General features: G+C 74.1%; 18 protein-coding genes. 14 read left to right on the top strand and 4 right to left on the bottom strand.

Annotated elements, in window-relative coordinates:
* Positions 1 to 58: 58 nt before the first annotated feature.
* Positions 59 to 673 (top strand): class I SAM-dependent methyltransferase, encoded by a 615-nt coding sequence (locus MJ876_RS02430; protein ID WP_240234460.1) that lies wholly within the window; start codon positions 59 to 61, stop codon positions 671 to 673.
* Here MJ876_RS02430 and MJ876_RS02425 read toward each other — a convergent pair.
* Positions 619 to 1,500: an NAD(P)H-binding protein gene (locus MJ876_RS02425; RefSeq protein WP_240234459.1), complete on the bottom strand. Its 882-nt coding sequence runs from the start codon at positions 1,498 to 1,500 to the stop codon at positions 619 to 621. The two genes, MJ876_RS02430 and MJ876_RS02425, sit on opposite strands and share 55 nt — an antisense overlap.
* Positions 1,497 to 2,291, bottom strand: a complete 795-nt coding sequence (locus tag MJ876_RS02420; RefSeq protein ID WP_240234458.1) for an SDR family NAD(P)-dependent oxidoreductase — start codon at positions 2,289 to 2,291, stop codon at positions 1,497 to 1,499. Before MJ876_RS02420 ends, MJ876_RS02425 begins: the two co-directional genes overlap by 4 nt.
* A gap of 231 nt (positions 2,292 to 2,522) precedes the next feature.
* Between MJ876_RS02420 and MJ876_RS02415 the strand changes: the two genes are divergently transcribed.
* Genes MJ876_RS02415 through MJ876_RS02400 form a run of 4 tightly spaced genes read left to right on the top strand, consistent with a single transcriptional unit; the run spans position 2,523 to position 7,013 of the window.
* Positions 2,523 to 3,464: an NADP-dependent oxidoreductase gene (locus tag MJ876_RS02415; RefSeq protein ID WP_240234457.1), complete on the top strand. Its 942-nt coding sequence runs from the start codon at positions 2,523 to 2,525 to the stop codon at positions 3,462 to 3,464.
* Positions 3,465 to 3,472: 8 nt separating this feature from the next.
* Complete coding sequence (gene pta, locus MJ876_RS02410; RefSeq protein WP_240234456.1) at positions 3,473 to 5,572, top strand: phosphate acetyltransferase; 2,100 nt, start codon at positions 3,473 to 3,475, stop codon at positions 5,570 to 5,572.
* Positions 5,569 to 6,789, top strand: coding sequence for an acetate kinase (locus MJ876_RS02405; protein WP_240234455.1), 1,221 nt, complete (start codon positions 5,569 to 5,571; stop codon positions 6,787 to 6,789). The genes pta and MJ876_RS02405 overlap by 4 nt, the downstream gene beginning before the upstream one ends.
* A complete protein-coding gene (locus MJ876_RS02400) occupies positions 6,786 to 7,013 on the top strand; it encodes a hypothetical protein (RefSeq protein ID WP_240234454.1) in 228 nt (75 codons plus the stop codon). The genes MJ876_RS02405 and MJ876_RS02400 overlap by 4 nt, the downstream gene beginning before the upstream one ends.
* 16 nt (positions 7,014 to 7,029) lie before the next feature.
* Here the strand turns inward: MJ876_RS02400 and MJ876_RS02395 are convergent, their stop codons facing one another.
* Positions 7,030 to 8,016, bottom strand: a complete 987-nt coding sequence (locus MJ876_RS02395; protein WP_240234453.1) for a LacI family DNA-binding transcriptional regulator — start codon at positions 8,014 to 8,016, stop codon at positions 7,030 to 7,032.
* A gap of 136 nt (positions 8,017 to 8,152) precedes the next feature.
* Here MJ876_RS02395 and MJ876_RS02390 point away from each other — a divergent pair, with 136 nt between their 5' ends.
* Genes MJ876_RS02390 through MJ876_RS02360 form a run of 7 tightly spaced genes read left to right on the top strand, consistent with a single transcriptional unit; the run spans position 8,153 to position 14,641 of the window.
* On the top strand, positions 8,153 to 9,124 hold the full coding sequence (locus MJ876_RS02390; RefSeq protein WP_240234452.1) for a substrate-binding domain-containing protein: 972 nt from the start codon (positions 8,153 to 8,155) through the stop codon (positions 9,122 to 9,124).
* The gene (locus MJ876_RS02385; protein ID WP_240234451.1) at positions 9,121 to 9,930 is read left to right on the top strand and encodes an ATP-binding cassette domain-containing protein; all 810 of its coding nucleotides are present in this window, start codon (positions 9,121 to 9,123) and stop codon (positions 9,928 to 9,930) included. Before MJ876_RS02390 ends, MJ876_RS02385 begins: the two co-directional genes overlap by 4 nt.
* Positions 9,931 to 9,934: 4 nt before the next feature.
* Complete coding sequence (locus MJ876_RS02380) at positions 9,935 to 10,951, top strand: ABC transporter permease (RefSeq protein ID WP_240234450.1); 1,017 nt, start codon at positions 9,935 to 9,937, stop codon at positions 10,949 to 10,951.
* A 3-nt stretch (positions 10,952 to 10,954) separates the two neighbouring features.
* Positions 10,955 to 12,022 carry a phosphotriesterase gene (locus MJ876_RS02375; RefSeq protein WP_240234449.1) on the top strand — a complete coding sequence of 356 codons (1,068 nt, stop codon included), beginning with the start codon at positions 10,955 to 10,957 and terminating at the stop codon, positions 12,020 to 12,022.
* The gene (locus tag MJ876_RS02370) at positions 12,019 to 12,774 is read left to right on the top strand and encodes a glutamine amidotransferase (protein WP_240234448.1); all 756 of its coding nucleotides are present in this window, start codon (positions 12,019 to 12,021) and stop codon (positions 12,772 to 12,774) included. Before MJ876_RS02375 ends, MJ876_RS02370 begins: the two co-directional genes overlap by 4 nt.
* Complete coding sequence (locus MJ876_RS02365) at positions 12,771 to 13,721, top strand: nucleoside hydrolase (protein ID WP_240234447.1); 951 nt, start codon at positions 12,771 to 12,773, stop codon at positions 13,719 to 13,721. The genes MJ876_RS02370 and MJ876_RS02365 overlap by 4 nt, the downstream gene beginning before the upstream one ends.
* Positions 13,718 to 14,641 (top strand): PfkB family carbohydrate kinase, encoded by a 924-nt coding sequence (locus MJ876_RS02360; protein ID WP_240234446.1) that lies wholly within the window; start codon positions 13,718 to 13,720, stop codon positions 14,639 to 14,641. Before MJ876_RS02365 ends, MJ876_RS02360 begins: the two co-directional genes overlap by 4 nt.
* Before the next feature lie 349 nt (positions 14,642 to 14,990).
* Here the strand turns inward: MJ876_RS02360 and MJ876_RS02355 are convergent, their stop codons facing one another.
* A complete protein-coding gene (locus MJ876_RS02355) occupies positions 14,991 to 16,163 on the bottom strand; it encodes a M20 family metallopeptidase (RefSeq protein ID WP_240234445.1) in 1,173 nt (390 codons plus the stop codon).
* A 38-nt stretch (positions 16,164 to 16,201) separates the two neighbouring features.
* On the opposite strand from MJ876_RS02355, the gene MJ876_RS02350 reads away from it, so the two are divergent.
* Both MJ876_RS02350 and MJ876_RS02345 read left to right on the top strand, forming a co-directional pair.
* Complete coding sequence (locus MJ876_RS02350; protein ID WP_240234444.1) at positions 16,202 to 17,626, top strand: mycothione reductase; 1,425 nt, start codon at positions 16,202 to 16,204, stop codon at positions 17,624 to 17,626.
* A gap of 220 nt (positions 17,627 to 17,846) precedes the next feature.
* A complete protein-coding gene (locus tag MJ876_RS02345; protein WP_240234443.1) occupies positions 17,847 to 18,713 on the top strand; it encodes a glucose 1-dehydrogenase in 867 nt (288 codons plus the stop codon).
* The last annotated feature ends 32 nt before the right edge of the window (positions 18,714 to 18,745 follow it).

The raw sequence follows: 18,745 nt of genomic DNA, 5'->3' as shown, positions 1-18,745 counted from the left end.
CCGGGGGCAGGCGCCGAGCGCCGGCCGCCGCGCACGCCGTCCTGGCACGCTCGTGACCATGGCTGAGCGCAGGTTCCAGCGGTACGACGAGGGGCCCGACGCGGCGTTCTACGCGGTGCCGCGCTTCGTGACCCACATCGACGACGCGGCGATCGGGGCCGTCGCCGACCTCTACGAAGAGCTGGGCGTCGGCGGCGCCGTCCTCGACCTCATGTCGTCGTGGGTCTCGCACCTGCGGCGGCGGCCCGAGCGGCTGACGGTGCTCGGGATGAACGCCGAGGAGCTCGCCGCCAACCCGATGGCGACGGAGCGGGTGGTCCACGACCTCAACGTCGACCCGACGCTGTCCTTCGCCGACGACTCCTTCGACGCGGTGCTGTGCTGCGTCTCCATCGACTACCTCGTCGACCCGGTGCGGGTCCTCGCCGAGGTCGCGCGGGTGCTGCGCCCGGGGGCGCCGGTGGTCGTCACCTTCTCGAACCGCTGCTTCCCGACCAAGGCCGTCCGCGCCTGGCTGGAGACCGACGACGCCGGCCACTGCGCGCTGGTCGTCGACCACCTCGCCCGTGCGGGCGGGTTCACCCCGGCCCGGGTCGAGCGGCGCACCCCGTCGGGCCGCTACGCCGGCGACCCGCTGTTCTCCGTGGTCGCGGAGAAGGCCTCCGCGACGTAGTCCTCGAACCGCCGCGCCGACCGGCCGGTGACCTCGGCGACGGTGTCGGTGACGACGGCGAACGCGCCCGACCGGACCCGCTCGAAGGTGGCCGTCTCGAGGGCCCGCACGAACTCGTCGGAGGCGCTGACCGCCTCCTCGACGGTCTGGTCCCGGTGCGCGACCGGCCGTCCCAGGGCGGCGGACACCAGCGCGGCGGTCTCCGGCAGCGTGTACGCCGCGGGACCGGTCAGGGTCAGCAGCCGCCCGTCGTACGACGCGTCGAGCAGCGCCACCTCGGCGACCGCGGCGACGTCGCGGGCGTCGATCCACGACAGTGCGCCGTCGCCCGCGGGGTAGGGCAGCTCGCCGTCCTCGACGATCGCGGTGAGGAAGAACCGCGGGTCGGTGAGGACCTGCGAGAACCACCCGGGGCGCAGCGCGACCCAGGGGCGGCCCGAGGTCGCGACGACCTCCTCGACCCGCAGCGACCAGCGGTCGGCGGCCCCGAGGTCCGCGTCGAGGTCGGACAGCAGCACGACGCGCGTGCCGGGAGCGGTGCGGGCGAGCAGGTTGCCGATCAGTGCGGGGGCGTCGGGGCGGTCGGGGCGGACGACGTACACGGCGTCGACGTCGCGCACCGCCGCGTCCCACGGCTCCGGGTCGTCCCAGGAGAACGCCACCGCCTCGACGCCCGGGACCTCGACGCCCGCCGGGTCGCTGCTGCCGCCCCGGACGACGACGTCGTCCCGCGCGGCGAGGGACGTCGCGAGGGGGAGCCCCGTCTTGGCGCGGACGCCGGTGACGAGGACGGTCCGCGGGCCGGTCGTCGCGGTCGTCGCGGTCACGGGAGGATCGCGTCCACGTAGCCGCCGTCGGCGCGGACGGCGCCGCCGGTGGTGGCCGAGGCGAGGTCCGAGGCCAGGTACAGCACGGCGTTCGCGATCTCCTCCGGCTCCAGCAGCCGCTGCACCAGCGACGCCGGCCGGTGCTCCACCATGAACCGGCGCTGGCGCTCGTCCCAGCTCCCGTCGGTGCCGACCATCTCGGCGACGAAGTCCTCCACGCCCGGGGTGTGGGTCGGGCCGGCGACGACCGTGTTGACCGTGACGCCGCTCCCGGCGACCGCCTTCGCGAAGCCGCGGGTCACGCCGAGCAGGGCGGTCTTCGTGACGCCGTAGTGGATCATCTCCGCCGGGATCGCCACGGCGGAGTCGCTGGCGATCGTGATCGCCCGGCCCCAGCCGCGCTCCCGCATGCCGGGCAGGTGGGCCCGCAGCATCCGCACGGCCGACATCACGTTGACCTGGAAGTACCGCTCCCACGTCTCGTCGTCGACCTCGAACGGGTCGAGCTGGCCGAAGACGCCGAGGTTGTTGACGAGGACGTCGACCTGCGGCAGCTGCTCGACGACCGAGGCGGCACCCTCCGTCGTCCCGAGGTCGCCCGCCACCCGCAGCACCTCGGCACCGGGAGCGGCGTCGACCACCGTCGCGGCCGCCGCCTCGAGGGCGTCGGCCCGCCGGCCGTTGAGCGCGACCCGGGCGCCGGCCCGGGCGAGGACGGTGGCGATGGCCAGGCCGATGCCCTGGCTGGAGCCGGTGACGAGCGCCGTGCGGCCGGTGAGATCGATCTGCATGACCGGCCAGCGCGGTACCCGCGGGCGATGTTCCCGACGCTGGTCCGGACGAGCCATTGATTCAGCAAAACGAATCGTGAAACAACCGAGGAGATCGGGCGGGCACCTGCTTACCGTCCTCCCGCACATGGGGTGTTGCGAGGCCCCGCCGGTGCCCATGGGGGCACGGGCGGGGCTTCGTACAGTCGCCGCGGGGGGAACAGGTCCCCGGCGTCGTCCGTTGCCCCGGACATGGCCCAGCAGTGGATCGCCAGCCGTCCCGGGGACCTCGACGTCCTCTCGTTCACCGAGGTGGACACCCCGCCGCCGGGGCCGGGGGAGGTGACGATCGCCGTCCGGGCCGCCGGGATGAACCCCGCCGACTACAAGCACGTCGCCGGCGGCGAGGTGGCCGACTTCCCGAAGCCCGTGGGCTACGAGGTGGCCGGGACGATCACGGCCGTCGGGCCCGACACCGAGATCGTCACCGGAGCCGTCGCCGAGGGCGACGAGGTCCTCGCCTTCCGCATCACCGGCGGGTGGGCGACCGAGGTGACCGTCCCCGCGAAGGACGTCCTGCACCGCCCCGCCGAGATCGGGGTCGAGCAGGCCGCCAACCTCCTGCTCGCCGGCAGCACCGCCGCCGAGATGCTCCACGTGACGGGCGCGAGGTCCGGGGAGACCGTCCTCGTGCACGGCGCCTCCGGCGCGGTCGGCGTCAGCGTGCTGCAGCAGGCGCGCGTCGCCGGCGTCCACGCGATCGGCACGGCGAGCGAGGCCAACCACGACGTCGTCCGCCGCTACGGCGGGGTCCCCGTGACGTACGGCGAGGGGCTCGAGCAGCGCGTCCGCGACGCGGCGGCCGAGCGGGGCTGGGCCGGCGTCGACGCCGCCCTCGACTGCGTCGGCACCGACGAGGCGATCGACGTGTCCCTGGCGCTGGTCGCGAAGGAGCGTCTGGTCACCATCGCGGCGTTCGCCCGCGCGGAGGCCGAGGGGATCCGGGCGATCGCCGGGCGGATGCCCGCCTCGCAGGCCTACCGTGACCGCATCCGGCCCGAGCTCGTGCGACTGGCCCGCGAGGGCCATCTGGAGGTCCCGTTGGCCCGCACCTACCCGTTGGCCGACGCCCTCGAGGCGGCCGCGTTCCTCCGGGGCCAGCACCCCGGCGGGAAGATCGCCCTCCTCCCGTGACGGGTCCGGTGAGTGCTCGCGCCGTGTACGTCGCCGCGCCGACCGGCTGGACCGGCAAGTCCACGGTCGCCCTCGGCGTCGTCGAGGCGCTGTCGCGGCGCGTCGAGCGGGTCGGGGTGTTCCGCCCGGTCGTCCGCGGGGACGGCCGTGGGGGCACGCGCGACTACGTGCTCGACCTCCTCGTCGGCCACGACGCGGTCGGGCTGTCGTACGACGAGTGCGCGGGCGTCGCCTACGAGGACGTCCACGCCGACCCCGCCGCCGCGATGGAACGGATCGTCGAGCGCTTCCACGCCGTCGCCGCGCAGAGCGACGCGGTCGTGGTCGTCGGCAGCGACTTCACCGACGTCGGCAACCCCGCCGAGTTCGCCTTCAACGCCTCCGTCGCCGCCAACCTCGGGGCGCCCGTGCTCCTGACCCTCGGCGCGGCCGGGCTGTCGGCCGCCGAGCTGCACACCCTCGCGACCGTCACCGCCGACGAGCTGCGGGGCCACCACGCGACCCTCCTCGGCGTCGTCGCGAACCGGGTGACCGGCGGGGACGACGGGATGGACCGGGCCCTCGCCGCCGCCCGCGACGCGGTCACGCTCGGCGACGCCCCCGGCTTCGCGCTCCCCGACGAGCCGCTCCTCGGCGCCCCGTCGATGGGCGAGCTGGCGGCCGCGATCGACGGCCGCCTGGTCAGCGGCGACGCGGCGCTGCTCGGCACCGAGGTGACCGGCGTCGTCGTCGCCGCGATGACCCTGCCGCACGTGCTCGACCGGCTCCTCGAGGGCGCCGTCGTCGTCACCCCGGGCGACCGCCCCGAGATCGTGCTCGGCGTGCTGATGGCGCAGCGCTCGGAGGGCTTCCCCCGGTCCTCCGGGATCGTGCTCAACGGTGGCCTCGACCTCCCGCCGCAGGTGGGGCGGCTGCTGGACGGGCTCGGCTCGGCCACCCCGATCGTCGCCACCGACCTCGGCACCCACGCGACCACCTCGGCGCTGAACGACGTCCGCGGCCGCCTGACGCGCGACTCGCCGCGCAAGCTCGCGACCGCGACCGCGCTGTTCGCCGCCCACGTCGACGGCGACGCCCTGCTCGACCGTCTCGAGCTGACCCCGTCCGCGACGGTGACGCCGCTGATGTTCGAGCACCAGCTGCTCGACCGCGCGGGCGCCTCGCTCCAGCGGATCGTGCTGCCGGAGGGGCTCGACGAGCGCGTGCTGCGGGCCGCCGAGGTCGTCGTGCGGCGCGGGGTGGCGCGGCCCGTCCTGCTCGGCGACCCGCGCGCCGTCCGCGCCCGCTCCGCCGAGGTCGGCGTCGACCTGGGCGACGTGGAGGTCGTCGACCCGCACGACCCCGAGCTGGTGGAGCGCTTCGCCGCGCTGTACGCCGAGCGCCGCGCGCACCGCGGCGTCGAGCTCGCCGACGCGCGCGAGCTCGTCGTCGACGTGTCCTACTGCGGCACCCTCATGGTCGAGACCGGCCTCGCCGACGGGATGGTGTCCGGCGCCGCGCACTCCACCGCCTCGACGGTCCGCCCGGCGCTGGAGGTCATCCGCACCCCGCCCGGCGTCTCGACCGTGTCGTCGGTGTTCTTCATGTGCCTGCCCGACCGCGTGCTCGTCTACGGCGACTGCGCGATCAACCCCGACCCCACCGCCACCCAGCTGGCCGACATCGCGCTGTCGTCCGCGGAGACCGCGACCGCGTTCGGGATCGAGCCGCGCGTCGCGATGCTGTCCTACTCCACGGGCACCTCGGGCGCGGGCAGCGACGTCGACAAGGTCGCCGAGGCCACCCGTCTGGTCCGCGAGCGGCGTCCGGACCTGCCCGTCGAGGGCCCCATCCAGTACGACGCCGCCATCGACTCCGCGGTCGCGGCGACGAAGCTGCCCGGCTCCACCGTCGCCGGGCAGGCGACCGTCTTCGTCTTCCCCGACCTCAACACGGGCAACAACACCTACAAGGCGGTCCAGCGCTCCGCCGGGGCCGTCGCGGTCGGCCCGGTGCTCCAGGGGCTGGCGAAGCCGGTGAACGACCTGTCGCGGGGCGCGGACGTGCGCGACATCGTCGGCACCGTGGCCATCACGGCGATCCAGGCGCAGGAGATGGGCGCCTCGTGAGCGCCCCCGTCCTGGTGCTGAACACCGGGTCCTCGTCGCTGAAGTACCGCGTCGTCGACGCCGACGACGGCACCGTCGCCGCCTCCGGTCTCGTCGAGCGGATCGGCGAGCCCGGCAGCCGCGTCGTCCACGCCGTCGACGGCGAGGAGCGCGTCGTCGAGGTCGACGTCGCCGACCACGAGGCCGCCGTCGCGGCTGCGCTGGACGCGTTCGCCGCCCACGGCCCCGACCTCGCCCACCTCGGGCTGGTCGCCGTCGGGCACCGCGTCGTCCACGGCGGCACCCGCTTCTCCGAGCCCGTGCTGGTGGACGACGACCTGGTCGCCGCCGTCCACGGGCTCGCACCGCTCGCGCCCCTGCACAACCCCGCCAACGCGGTCGGTCTCGAGGCCGCGCGGCGGCTCTTCGCCGACCTGCCGCACGTGGCGGTCTTCGACACCGCGTTCCACGCCACGCTCCCCGTGGCCGCCCACACCTACGCCGTCCCCGCGGCGTGGCGGGAGGCCGGGGTGCGTCGCTACGGCTTCCACGGCACCTCCGTCGCGTTCGTCTCCCGCGCGGCCGCCGCGGCCCTGGGCCGACCGATCGAGGAGACGAAGCAGATCGTGCTGCACCTCGGCAACGGCGCCTCGGCGACCGCGGTGGACGGCGGCCGCTCGGTCGAGACCTCCATGGGCCTGACCCCGCTGGAGGGCCTCGTCATGGGTTCGCGCTCCGGCGACCTCGACCCCGCCGTCCTCGGCCACGTGCGCCGCGAGCTCGGCCTCTCCGCGGACGACGTCGACCGGGCGCTCAACGCGTCCTCCGGGCTGCGGGGGCTCGCGGGCGACAACGACGTGCGGGGCGTGGTCGCGGCCGCCGAGGCGGGCAGCGCGGACGCCGAGCTCGCGCTCGACGTCTACTGCCACCGCGTCCGCGCGTACGTCGGCGCCTACCTCGCCGCCCTCGGCGGGCTCGACGCCGTCGTCCTCACCGGCGGGGTGGGGGAGAACGCGGCACCCGTCCGCGCCCGGGCGCTCGCCGGGCTGGCCCACCTCGGCATCGAGGTGGACGCCGGGCGCAACGACGCCGCCCGCGGGCCGTCGTCCGCGACCCGCATCTCGCCGGACGAAGCCGCGGTCGCCGTGCTCGTCGTCCCCACCGACGAGGAGTGGGAGATCGCGCGGCAGACGGTGGAGGTCGTGACTGCGGCGGCTGGTCCTACGGTGGGTCCATGAGCACCCCCGACCAGCACACCGACCAGGGCGGCGACGCCGAGAAGCCCCGCGCCGACGCCACCGGCACCGACGCCACCGGCACCGACCACGAGGACGCCGGCACCAGCGGCGGCAACCCCGTCGCGGGCGTGACCATCTCCGAGGAGGAGGCCGAGCGGGCCGCCACCCCGGACGACAAGCCGCAGGAGGTCGACGGGCCGGAGGCCTCCGCCGGCCACGCCTGATCGGCCGACTCGGCGTCTACGCGGGGCTCGTGCCGCCCACCACCAGCGTGGGCTCGAACCAGCGCGCGGAGGCGTCCTCCTCCGACACGACGAGGTCGCGGATAGCCGCCGCCATCACCTCGACCGGCTGACGCACCGTCGTCAACGACGGGTGCGTCAGCTCGGCGCCCACGCCGTCGAAGCCGGTGACGCGGAAGTCGTCGGGCACGCGGTGCCCGGCGGAGAGCAGGTGCGCCACCGCGCCCGCGGCGATGACGTCCGCGGCGCAGACGAGCGTGCCGGCGGCGGCGCCGTCCCCCAGCAGGCGTGAGGCCGCCTCGCGTCCCCAGGCGGCCGAGAAGTCGCCCAGCAGGCAGTCGACGTCCGCGCCGAACCAGCGGCGGACGGCGTCCAGCCGCTCGTGGGCCGAGGAGCTGTCGGGCACGGCACCGACGTAGGTCACCGGCTGGGCGTCGAGGTCGGCGGCCGCGGCGAGGTGGTCGTGGACGAGGGCGACGCCGTCGCGGTTCGACACCCCGACGTACGACGCCGCCGTGCCCGGGACCCGCCGGTCGAGCTGGACCGTGCGCACCGACGACGCCGCGAGCGCGACCGCCTCGGCACTGCGTTCCTCGTGCACGGGGATGAGCACCAGGGCGTCGACCTGACGCCCGAGGAACGACCGGACGCCGCGCACCTCGGTGGTGATCGAGTCGTCGGCGCTGAAGAGCAGCAGGTCGACCTCGGAGTCGGCGAAGGCGCGGGCCAGGTGCTGGCCGAGCGCGGAGAAGAACGGGTTGCGCAGGTCGGGCAGCACCAGCCCGACGGTGGACGTCGAGGTGCGACGCAGGCCGCGGCCGAGCAGGTTGATCCGGTAGTCGAGACGACCGGCCGCGTCGGTGACGCGCTGCGCCATCGCGGGGTCGACGGCGCGGGTGCCGGAGAGCACCCGCGAGACCGTCGCGGTCGAGACGCCGGCGAGGCGGGCGACGTCCGCCATGGTCGCGGCGCGGGTGCGGGACACGGCTCCGGACCTCCCCATGTGACGGCGCTGTTACGTCTGCAAACGATTTCCGGTTAGACCCTAGACGTGTGACCTGGCTCTCTGCCAGAGTCCGGAACCTCTCGGCAAACGATTTCCGAACTCAGAGGATCCCCCGATGACCCGTCCCTCGACGACCCGCCGTCGCACCACCGCCCTCGCCGCCCTGGCGACCGTCCCCCTGCTGCTCTCCGCGTGCTCGACCGGCAACGAGGAGTCCTCGACCGGCGAGGCGGGCGAGCCCGCCGACGAGTGCGTCATCGGCATGACGCAGATCAACCAGACCGCCGCCTTCTTCACCCAGATGAACGAGGGCGCCCAGGAGGCGGCCGACGAGGCCGGCTGCGAGCTGCAGATCGCCAACGCCAACAACGACGCCGCCAAGCAGAACAGCGACATCGAGAACTTCGTCTCCCAGGGCGTGACCGGCCTGATCGTCGTCGCGATCGACGTCAACGGCGTCCTGCCCGCCGTCGAGCAGGCCACCCAGGCCGGCATCCGCTCGGTCGCCATCGACGCCGAGCTCGAGGACGGCGCCGTCGACACCTTCGTCGGCGTCGACAACGAGGCCGCCGGCACCGAGGCCGGCCAGTGGGTCGTCGACGAGGGCCTCGCCGACGGCGCGTCGTACGGCATCGTCGACGCGCGCAGCTCGTTCATCCAGAACCAGCGCGAGGACTCCTTCCGCACCGTCGTCGACAACGAGGGCGCCACCTTCACCCAGGCCGTCGACGGCGAGAACGTCCAGGAGCAGGCCGCCACCGCGGCGCAGGACCTCGTCACCGCCCAGCCCGACCTCGACTTCGTCTACACCACCGGCGAGCCGGCCACCGTCGGCGCCGTCGCCGCCCTCGACGCGGACGCCGACACGAAGGTCATCGGCTGGGACCTCACCGCCGAGGTCATCGCCGGCATCGACTCCGGCCTCGTCACCGCCGTCGTCCAGCAGGACCCGAAGCAGGAGGGCGTCGAGGCGGTCAACGAGCTCGCCGCGATCCTCGACGGCGAGGAGCCGCAGGGCTTCATCGACGTCCCGATCACCATCGTGACGTCCGAGAACGTCGACCCGTACCGCGAGATCTTCCAGTGACGGACCTCGACAAGCAGAGGGCCTCGGGGCCCGACGCCGGGCCCGACGCCGGGCCCGACACGGGGAGCGGCCGGATCGGTGAGCCCCGCGTCGAGATGCGCGGGATCACCAAGAGCTTCGGCGCCCTCGACGTGCTCCGCGGGGTGGACCTCACGGTCCGCCGCGGGGAGGTCGTCGGCCTCGTCGGCGACAACGGCGCCGGCAAGTCCACCCTCATGAAGATGCTCGCCGGTGCGGTCACCCCCGACCGCGGCGAGATCCGGGTGGACGGCGTGCCGCTCGCGGGCTCCGGCCCGCGGGCGGCCCGCGCGGCCGGGATCGAGATGGTCTACCAGGACCTCGCGCTCTGCAACGACGTCGACGTCGCCGGCAACCTGTTCCTCGGCCGCGAGCTCTACCGCCCGTTCAGCCGGCGGATGGACACCAAGCGGATGCACGAGGAGGCGGCGAAGGACCTCGCCACCCTCCACATCCGCATCACCGACACCCGCCGCATGGTCGGCGCGATGTCGGGCGGTCAGCGTCAGGCCATCGCCATCGCCCGCGCGGTCACCTTCGAGCCGAAGGTGCTGGTGCTCGACGAGCCCACCGCCGCGCTCGCGGCCCGCGAGGTCGAGATGACCCTGCAGCTGATCCGCGACGTCTCCGCCCGCGGCGTGAGCGTCGTCCTGATCACCCACCGCCTCCAGGACCTCTTCGAGGTCGCCGACCGGTTCGTCGTCCTGCACGAGGGCGTGAACCACCGCGAGCTCGCGCCCGCCGAGACCGACCTCGGCGGTCTCGTGACCGCCATGATGGGGAAGTGACCCGATGAGTGCCGACACCGCCGCCGCCCGCGGCACGACCCCCGCCGGAGCGCGCAACCGCAAGGGCGCCCGGCAGGACTTCGTCACCCGCAACTTCGGCGTCCTGTCCATCACCGCCGTGCTCGTCGTGCTGTTCGTGTTCTTCAGCGTGCAGACCGACGCGTTCCTGAGCGCGAACAACCTGGTCAACGTCGCCCGCCAGGTGGCCCCGACCGTGATCGTCGCGACCGCGATGACCTTCGTCATCACCACCGGCAACATCGACCTGTCGGTGGGCTCGATCCTCGGCCTGACCGCCGCGGCGCTGGCGATCTTCGCCGAGTCCGGCAACCCGCTGGTCGCGCTGCTGCTGACGCTCGTCCTGGGCCTCGGCATCGGGCTCGTCAACGGCGCGCTGACCGCCTTCGGGAAGCTGCAGTCCTTCATCGTCACGCTCGCGGCGCTCACCGCCGTCCGCGGCCTGGCGCTGCTCATCACCGACGGCTACTCCACCCCGATCACCTCCGAAGTGCTGCTGCCGATCGGCAACGGCAAGCTCGCCGGGCTCTACACCCCGACGTGGATCGCCGTCCTCGTCGTGGCCCTCGGCTGGTACGTCTTCAACCACACCCGCTTCGGCCGGTACGTCGTCGCCGTCGGCTCCAACGCCGAGTCGCTGCGGCGCGCCGGGGTCGACGTCCGCCGCGTCCAGCTCGCCGTCCTCACCCTCACCGGCCTCGCGGCCGGCCTCGCCGGCGTCATCACCGCCACGCGGCTGGCGAGCGGGTCGTCGAACTCCGGCACGCTGTTCGAGCTCGAGGTCATCACCGCGGTCGTCCTCGGCGGCACCGCGCTGATGGGCGGCAAGGGCTCGATCCTCGGCTCGGCCATCGGCGCGGTGACCCTGGGCGTGATCAGCAACGGGCTCGTGCTGCTGCGGGTCGACGTCTACTGGGTGCCGATCACCCAGGGCCTCATCCTCATCGTCGCGATCCTGCTCAACGCCAAGCTGTTCGGGCGCATCTCCGGGCAGAAGGGCTAGGCCGTGCCCGACGAGACCGCCACCGTGCAGACGGTGACGGGGCCGGTCCCTGCCGACGACCTCGGTGTCGTCCTCACCCACGAGCACCTGCTCAACGACGTGTCGTCGTGGTGGACCCCCACCACGGCGCGCGGCGTCGAGCCCGAGGTGTTCGCGGAGGCCCCGGTCAGCGAGGACCTGCTCTGGGAGCTGCGTCAGGACCCGTTCGGCAACCGCCACAACCTGGCGCTGGACGACGTCGACGTGGCCTGCGCCGAGCTCGCCCGGTACGCCGACCTCGGCGGCACCACGGTCGTCGAGACCACCGGCTTCGGCATCGGGCGCGACCTCGCGGGGCTGCGGACGATCTCCGAGCGGACCGGCGTGCTGGTCGTCGCCGGCACCGGCTTCTACCTGGAGTCGTCGCACCCGGTCGACGTCGTCGCGCTCGGCGTGGACGGCGTCACCGCGCGGCTGCTCGACGACCTGCGCGACGGCGAGGACGGCGTCCGCCCCGGCATCATCGGCGAGATCGGCGTCTCCGCGGACTTCACCGACGCCGAGCGCACCAGCCTGCGCGGCGCGATGGCGGCGCAGGCCGAGACCCACCTGCCCGTCCAGGTGCACCTGCCCGGCTGGTTCCGCCTCGCCCACGACGTCCTCGACGTCGCCGACGAGATGGGCGCCGACGTCGACAAGGTCGTGCTGTGCCACATGGGCCCGTCCGGCGCCGACGCCGACTACCAGCGCTCCGTCGCCGACCGCGGGGCGTGGGTGCAGTACGACATGCTCGGCATGGAGGTCTTCTACGCCGACCAGGGCGTGCAGTGCCCCTCCGACGACGACAACGCCCGCCACCTCGCCGCCCTCGTGCGCGACGGGTACGGCGAGAAGCTCCTGCTCAGCCAGGACGTGTTCGTGAAGTCGCTCTACCGCCGTCACGGCGGGCCGGGCTACGGCCACGTCCTGCAGTACTTCGCGCCCCGCCTCGAGCGGCACGGGCTCACCCCCGACGAGGTGCGTTCCCTGATGACCGACAACCCCCGCCGCCTGTTCGGCGGCGCACCCCACCTGAATGAGGAGACACCGTGACCCGCGTCCTGCTGGCCGGCGAGAGCTGGATCTCGACCGCGACCCACGTGAAGGGCTTCGACGAGTTCTCGTCGACCACGTTCCACACCGGCGCGGACGCCTTCATCGCCGCCGCGGCGAGCGAGGGCATCGAGATCGAGCAGATGTACGCCCACGACGTGCCGGGGAAGTTCCCGCGCACGGTCGAGGCGCTGTCGGCGTACGACGTCGTCATCCTGTCCGACATCGGCGCCAACAGCTTCGTGCTGCCGCCCGAGGTGTTCCTCGAGGGCAAGCGCGTCGACAACCCCCTGCTGGCCCTGGCCGAGTGGACCCGTGGCGGCGGCGGGCTGATGATGGCCGGCGGCTACCTCAGCTTCACCGGCTTCCAGGCCCGCGCGAACTTCCAGCGGACCGCCGTCGCCGACGTGCTGCCCGTGACGATGCTCGAGTCCGACGACCGCGTCGAGGCGCCGCAGGGCGCCCCCGTCGCCGTCACCCTGCCGGACCACGCCGCCGCCGCCGGCTGGGGCTCGCTCGTCGCCTCCGCGCCGACGCTGCTGGGCTACAACGTCGTCCACGCCCGCGAGGACGCCGAGGTCGTGGCCACCGTCGGGGACGACGTCCTCGTCGCCACCCGCGAGGTCGGCGCGGGCCGCTCGCTGGTGTGGACCTCCGACATCGGCCCCCACTGGTGCCCCGAGGACTTCCTCGCGTGGGACGGCTTCGCCCCGCTCGTCGGCGCGATGCTGCGCTGGCTGGCCGACCGATGAGCGAGCCGCTCGACATCCTGCTCGACTGCGACCCCGGGCACGACGACGCCGTCGCGATCCTGCTGGCGCTCGGCTCGCCCGGCGTGCGGCTGCTCGGGATCACGACGTGCTTCGGCAACTGCGCCGTCGAGGACGCCACCCGCAACGCCCAGCGCGTGCTCGCGCTGGCGGGGCGGGAGGACGTGCCCGTCGCGGTCGGCGCCGCGGGACCCATGCGCGGCGAGCTCGCGCTCGGCAACTACGTGCACGGCGTCACCGGCCTCGACGGACCCGAGCTGCCGGAGCCGACCGTGCCGCCGTCCGCCGAGACCGCCGTGGCGTTCCTCTACCGCACCCTGACCGGGGCGCCGGAGCCCGTGACGGTCGTCGTGACGGGACCGATGACCAACCTGGGCGTGCTGCTGACCTCGGAGCCCGGGATCGCCGCGAAGATCAGCGAGATCATCTTCATGGGCGGCTCCACCGAGCGCGGCAACCACACGCCGACCGCGGAGTTCAACACCTACGCCGACCCCGAGGCGCTCGACGTCGTCCTCCGCTCCGGCGTGCCGGTGCGGATGGTCGGGCTCAACCTCACCCACCAGGCGCTGGCGACGCAGGCCGTCGTCGACCGCATGGCGGCGATGCCGCACACCGTCGGGCGCACGTGTGCCGCCTGGATGGGCTTCTTCGGCGACTCCTACGAGCGGATCTGGGAGTTCTCGGCCCCGCCCGTCCACGACCCGTGCACCATCGCCGCGCTGCTCGACCCCGACGTCATCCGGTGGCGCGAGTCGTTCGTGGCCGTCGAGCTCGACGGGCGCTGGACCCGCGGCACCACCGTCGTCGACCTCTACGACCGCTACCCCGACGAGCAGCCCAACGCCTCGGTCGCGCTCGAGCTGGACGCCGACCGCTACTGGGACCTCGTGCTCGCCGCGCTCGACCGGCTGGGCGGGACGACGTGAGCTCCGCGCGGTCCGGCCTGGTCTGCGTCGTCGGCTCCCTCAACGACGACACCACGCTGCGCGTCGAGGCGCTGCCCGCCCCGGGCGAGACGACGCTGACCACGGGGCCCCGCCTGTCGTCCCCGGGTGGCAAGGGCGCGAACCAGGCCGCCGCGGCCGCCGTCCTCGGGGCCGACCTGGGGTGCCGCGTCGCCATGGTCGGCGCCGTCGGGGACGACGAGCCGGGGGAGCGGTCGCTGGCCGCGCTCACCGCGGCGGGCGTGGACGTGTCGCGGGTGGCCCGTCGGGCCGACGACGGGACGGGCATCGCCGTCATCACCGTCGACGCCGCCGGTGAGAACACGATCGTGGTCGACGCCGGCGCGAACGACACCGTCGCTGCCGAGGAGGCCGCGTCCGCGGTCGCCGACCTCGCGCCCGCGGTCGTCGTCCTGCAGCTCGAGGTGCCGGTGCCCGCGGTGGCCGCCGCGGCGCGTGCGGCCACCGGCGGGGGTCTTGTCGTCCTCAACCCGGCGCCGATGCCGGCGGACGCCGGAGGAGTCCGCGAGCTGCTCGGCGCGGTCGACGTCCTCGTCCCGAACCGGGGTGAGCTCGGCCGTCTCGCCGGGCGCCCCGAGCCCACCTCGGCCGCCGAGGTGACCGACTGCGTCGCCGCCCTGGACTTCGCCGGCTCCGTCGTCGTCACCCTCGGCGCCGACGGCGCCCTGTGCTTCGAGAAGGGCGTCGAGAGGGGTGCCGACCCGGTCGCCGTCGACGGCGAGCGCGTCGACACCGTGGACGCCAGCGGCGCCGGCGACGTGTTCTGCGGCTGCCTCGCCGCCGGCCTCGCGGCCGGGGAGCCGCTCGTCGACGCCGTCCGCCGCGCCAACGCCGCCGCCGCGGCGAGCACCACCCACCACGGCGCCCGTCTGACCGTCTGACCGTCTGGCCAGGACCGCCGGCTCGGCGGACGTGGGCGCAGGACCAGGGTCGAGTCGGCACGTCTGCGCAGCTCAGAGGCCTCGAGTCGGCACGTCTGCGCAGCTCAGAGGGCTCGAGTCGGCACGTCTGCGCAGCTCAGAGGGCTCGAGTCGGCACGTCTGCGCGGCTCAGAGGGCTCGAGTCGGCACGTCTGCGCAGCTCCCGTGGCCCTCGACGGGCTCGACCGGCTGGGGCCGAGGCCGCATGGCCTCCGGCCCCACCTGCGCAGATGTGCCGACTCGACCCTCGGTAGGTGCGCAGATGTGCCGACTCGACCCCCTGTGCGTGCGCAGATGTGCCGACTCGACCTCAGGTCGTGGCGGGTGGGAGCCCGTCCGCGGCGAGGAGGTGGAGGGCGGCGCCGGTGGCGAGGACGGCCGGGTCGAAGACCGCGTCGGCGGCGTGGTTGAAACCGGTGCGGCCACCCACCTGGGCGCCGAGGTAGACCATCGCGCCGCCGAAGCGGTGCAGGAAGTAGGCGAAGTCCTCGATGACCATCGACGGGTCCGCCATGTCGCGGACGTCGGCGCGGTCGCCGATCGCCGCGCGCACCCGCTCGACGTACGCCGCGTCGTTGACGACGGCGGGGTAGCCCTCGGTCACCGTCACGTCGGCCTCGACGCCCACGTCGGCGGCGGTCGAGGTGGCGAGGCGGTCGAGGGTCTCGAGGAGGGCGTCGCGCTTGTCGGCGGACAGGGTCCGCAGCGTGCCCCGCACGCGACCGTCGGTCGGGATGACGTTCACGGTGTTGCCGATGAGCGACTCGGTCACGGTGGCGACGAGGTGCTCGTCGGCGGCGAGCTCGGCGACGGCGTCGCGCAGGTGGGTGACCAGCTCGGCGGCCGCGACCACCGGGTTGCCGGCGAGGTGCGGCTGGCTGGCGTGGGCGCCGGGGCCGCGGTAGTCGACGCGGAACCAGTCGCCGTACGCCATGAACGTGCCGGGCCGCAGGTGCACGCTGTGCGCGGGCCAGGTCGCGTGGACGTGGATCGCGAACGCCTCGGCCGCCTCGTCCGCGAGACCGGTCAGCGCCGCGTGCGACTCCAGCGTCGGGACGGCGCCCCGGTCGGTCTCCTCGCCCGGCTGGAACACCAGGACGACGGGCCGCGCGGGCGGGTGCTCGACGAGCGCCCTCGCCGCACCGAGCAGCATCGCCATGTGCAGGTCGTGGCCGCAGGCGTGCATCGCGCCGTCGCGCTGCGAGGGGTGCTCGACGCCGCTGCGCTCGACGACGGGCAGCGCGTCCATGTCGGCGCGCAGCACGACCGTCGGCTCGTCGGTGGGGGCCGCGGGCGGGATCGCGACCGTGACGCCGGCGCGGGGGTGCACCTCGGGCTCGAGCCCCAGGCCGCGGAGCACGTCGGCGACGTAGGCGTGGGTGTCGGGCAGCTCGAGCCCGACCTCCGGCTGCTGGTGCAGGGTGCGCTGGTGGTCGGCCATCCAGTCCTGCAGCGCCGCCGCCTGGCTCCACCGGTCGCTCATGGCCCGACGTTATCGGCACCCTTGGCTACGTTGTCGAGGTGACGCACTACGACCTGGTCATCGTCGGCGCCGGCTCGGGGAACATGATCGCGGGCCACGACTTCTCGCACCTCCGCGTCGCGATCGTGGACCGGGGGCCCTTCGGCGGCACCTGTCTGAACCGGGGCTGCATCCCGTCGAAGATGTACCTCCACACCGCCGAGGTCGCCCACAGCGCCGCGACCGGGGCACGCTTCGACCTCGCCACGTCGTACGACGGCGCCGACTGGCCGGCGATCCGTGAACGGATCATGGGCCGCGTCGACGAGAACGCCGAGAGCGGGCGTGAGGGCCAGTCCGAGAAGGACTGGGTCGACGTCGTCGTGGGCGAGGCCCACTTCACGGGTCCGCGGCAGCTCGTCGTCCACCTCGCGGACGGCGGGGAGACCGAGCTCACCGCCGACCAGGTCGTCATCGCGACCGGCACCCGTCCGACGATCCCGCCGATCGACGGCCTGGACGACCTCTCCGAGTCCGACCGTCGCCGCGTGCACACGAGCGACTCCGTGATGCGGCTGAGCGACCTGCCCGCGTCGATGGCCGTCATCGGCGGCGGGTACGTCGGCTCCGAGCTGGCCCACGTCTTCGCCTCGCTCGGCACGGCCGTCACCCAGGTCGAGTCCGAGGACGTGCTGCTCGCCAGCCAGGACCGCGAGGTCGCCGAGGTCTTCACCCGCGAGGTCGCCGAGCGGTACGACGTCCGCTGCGGCGCGAAGGTCGTGAGGGTCGAGCCCGCCGAGGGCGACGGTCTGCTCCTGACCCTGGACGACGACTCGACCCTGACCGTCGAGTGCCTCCTGCTCGCCGTCGGTCGCCGCGCCAACTCCGACGTCCTCGCCGTCGAGAAGGCGGGCGTCGACACGTACGACGACGGGCGGGTGAAGGTCGACGACCAGCAGCGCACCAGTGCCGAGGGCGTGTTCGCGCTGGGCGACGCCAGCACCGGCCACCCGCTCAAGCACGTCGCGAACCACGAGGCGCGCGTCGTCCGGCACAACCTGCTGAACCCCGACGACCTGCAGTCGGTGGACCACCGGTTCGTCCCGCAGGCCGTCTTCGCCTCCCCGCAGGTCGCCTCCGTCGGCCTGACCGAGGCGGCGGCCCGCGACGAGGGGATCGACCTCGCCGTCGGCCGCACCGAGTACGCCGACACCGCCCACGGCTGGGCCTACGAGGAGGACGACAGGAACGGCCCGGCCACCGGCCACGTGGTCAAGCTCCTCGCCGACCGGGCCACCGGACTGCTCGTCGGCGCGCACCTGGTCGGCCCGCAGGCGTCCGTGCTGATCCAGCCGCTGCTGACCGCGATGGCCCACGACCTTCCCGTCAAGGGCCTCGCGCGCTCGCAGTACTGGATCCACCCCGCCCTCACCGAGGTCGTCGAGGGCGCCCTGCTCGACCTGGAGCGCGCGCTGCGCCACTGACCCTCCGACCGGGGCCGGACGTCCGTCGGGAGCACGACGGTACGTCACGTCATCGGACGTCGATCTCCTCACACGTGGTGGAGCGGCCCGAGGGCCTCAGCGGGACGAGGTCGGCGTCGCCCGGCTGGTCGCCTCCCGTCGTGCGCGGAGACTGTCCCGCCCCGGGCGGGGGCGAACCAGCCGCGCCGGGTGCGGCGCTCCGGCCCGGGTACGGGGCCCCATGAGTCAGGACGAGACCCCCTTCCCGCCCCAGCAGCAGGACCACCCCGGCACCACCGGTGCGATGCAGCCGCGGCCCGACCACGGCGAGGACAGCTACGTGGGCCACGACCGGCTCTCCGGCAAGGTCGCGCTGGTCACCGGCGGCGACTCGGGCATCGGACGCGCCGTCGTCATCGCCTACGCCCGCGAGGGCGCGGACGTCGCGTTCACCCACCTGCCCGAGGAGTCGCAGGACGCGGCCGAGGTCGCCGACCTCGTCCGGGCGGAGGGCCGCCAGGTGCTCGCCCTCGAGACCGACCTGCGTGACCGCGACGCCTGCGACCGCATCGTCGCCGACACCGTCGAGGCCTTCGGCGGCGTCGACGTGCTCGTCAACAACGCCGGCTACCAGTGGGCCCGCGACGACGACCTGCTCGAGTTCACCGACGAGCGCATCGACTCGACGTTCAAGGTCAACCTGTACGCCCTGCTCTGGACCGTCCGCGCCGCGCTGCCGCACCTGCGGGAGCGCAGCGGCTGCATCGTGAACTGCAGCTCGATCCAGGCCTACGAGCCGTCCAGCGCGCTGCTGGACTACGCCGCCACGAAGGCCGCCATCAACAACCTCACGGTCAACCTGGCGGCGCAGCTCGGCGCGGACGGGATCCGCGTGAACGCCGTCGCGCCCGGCCCGATCTGGGCGCCGCTGCAGCCCGCGACGCAGCACGAGGAGAAGGTCGCCAACCTCGGCGCCGACACCCCGCTGGGTCGCGCCGGTCAGCCCGCGGAGGTGGCGCCCGCGTTCGTGTTCCTCGCCTCCGAGGCGGACGCGTCGTACGTGTCGGGGACCGTGCTCGGCGTCACCGGCGGCAAGTCGGTCTTCTGAGGTCCCGGCCGGCGGGTGCCTCCGCGGTACGG

The organism is Nocardioides sp. CFH 31398, from assembly GCF_022436705.1.
Lineage (GTDB): Bacteria > Actinomycetota > Actinomycetes > Propionibacteriales > Nocardioidaceae > Nocardioides.
Note: the sequence above shows the minus strand (reverse complement) of the source record. Positions and strands in the feature narration are given on the sequence as shown.

Excerpts from the sequence above, each read along its gene's own strand:
- MJ876_RS02345 (WP_240234443.1), top strand. The coding sequence starts at position 17,847 with ATGAGTCAGGACGAGACCCCCTTCCCGCCCCAGCAGCAGGACCACCCC.
- MJ876_RS02365 (WP_240234447.1), top strand. The coding sequence starts at position 12,771 with ATGAGCGAGCCGCTCGACATCCTGCTCGACTGCGACCCCGGGCACGAC.
- MJ876_RS02415 (WP_240234457.1), top strand. The coding sequence starts at position 2,523 with ATGGCCCAGCAGTGGATCGCCAGCCGTCCCGGGGACCTCGACGTCCTC.
- MJ876_RS02355 (WP_240234445.1), bottom strand. The coding sequence starts at position 16,163 with ATGAGCGACCGGTGGAGCCAGGCGGCGGCGCTGCAGGACTGGATGGCC.
- MJ876_RS02400 (WP_240234454.1), top strand. The coding sequence starts at position 6,786 with ATGAGCACCCCCGACCAGCACACCGACCAGGGCGGCGACGCCGAGAAG.
- MJ876_RS02390 (WP_240234452.1), top strand. The coding sequence starts at position 8,153 with ATGACCCGTCCCTCGACGACCCGCCGTCGCACCACCGCCCTCGCCGCC.
- MJ876_RS02420 (WP_240234458.1), bottom strand. The coding sequence starts at position 2,291 with ATGCAGATCGATCTCACCGGCCGCACGGCGCTCGTCACCGGCTCCAGC.
- MJ876_RS02380 (WP_240234450.1), top strand. The coding sequence starts at position 9,935 with ATGAGTGCCGACACCGCCGCCGCCCGCGGCACGACCCCCGCCGGAGCG.
- MJ876_RS02430 (WP_240234460.1), top strand. The coding sequence starts at position 59 with ATGGCTGAGCGCAGGTTCCAGCGGTACGACGAGGGGCCCGACGCGGCG.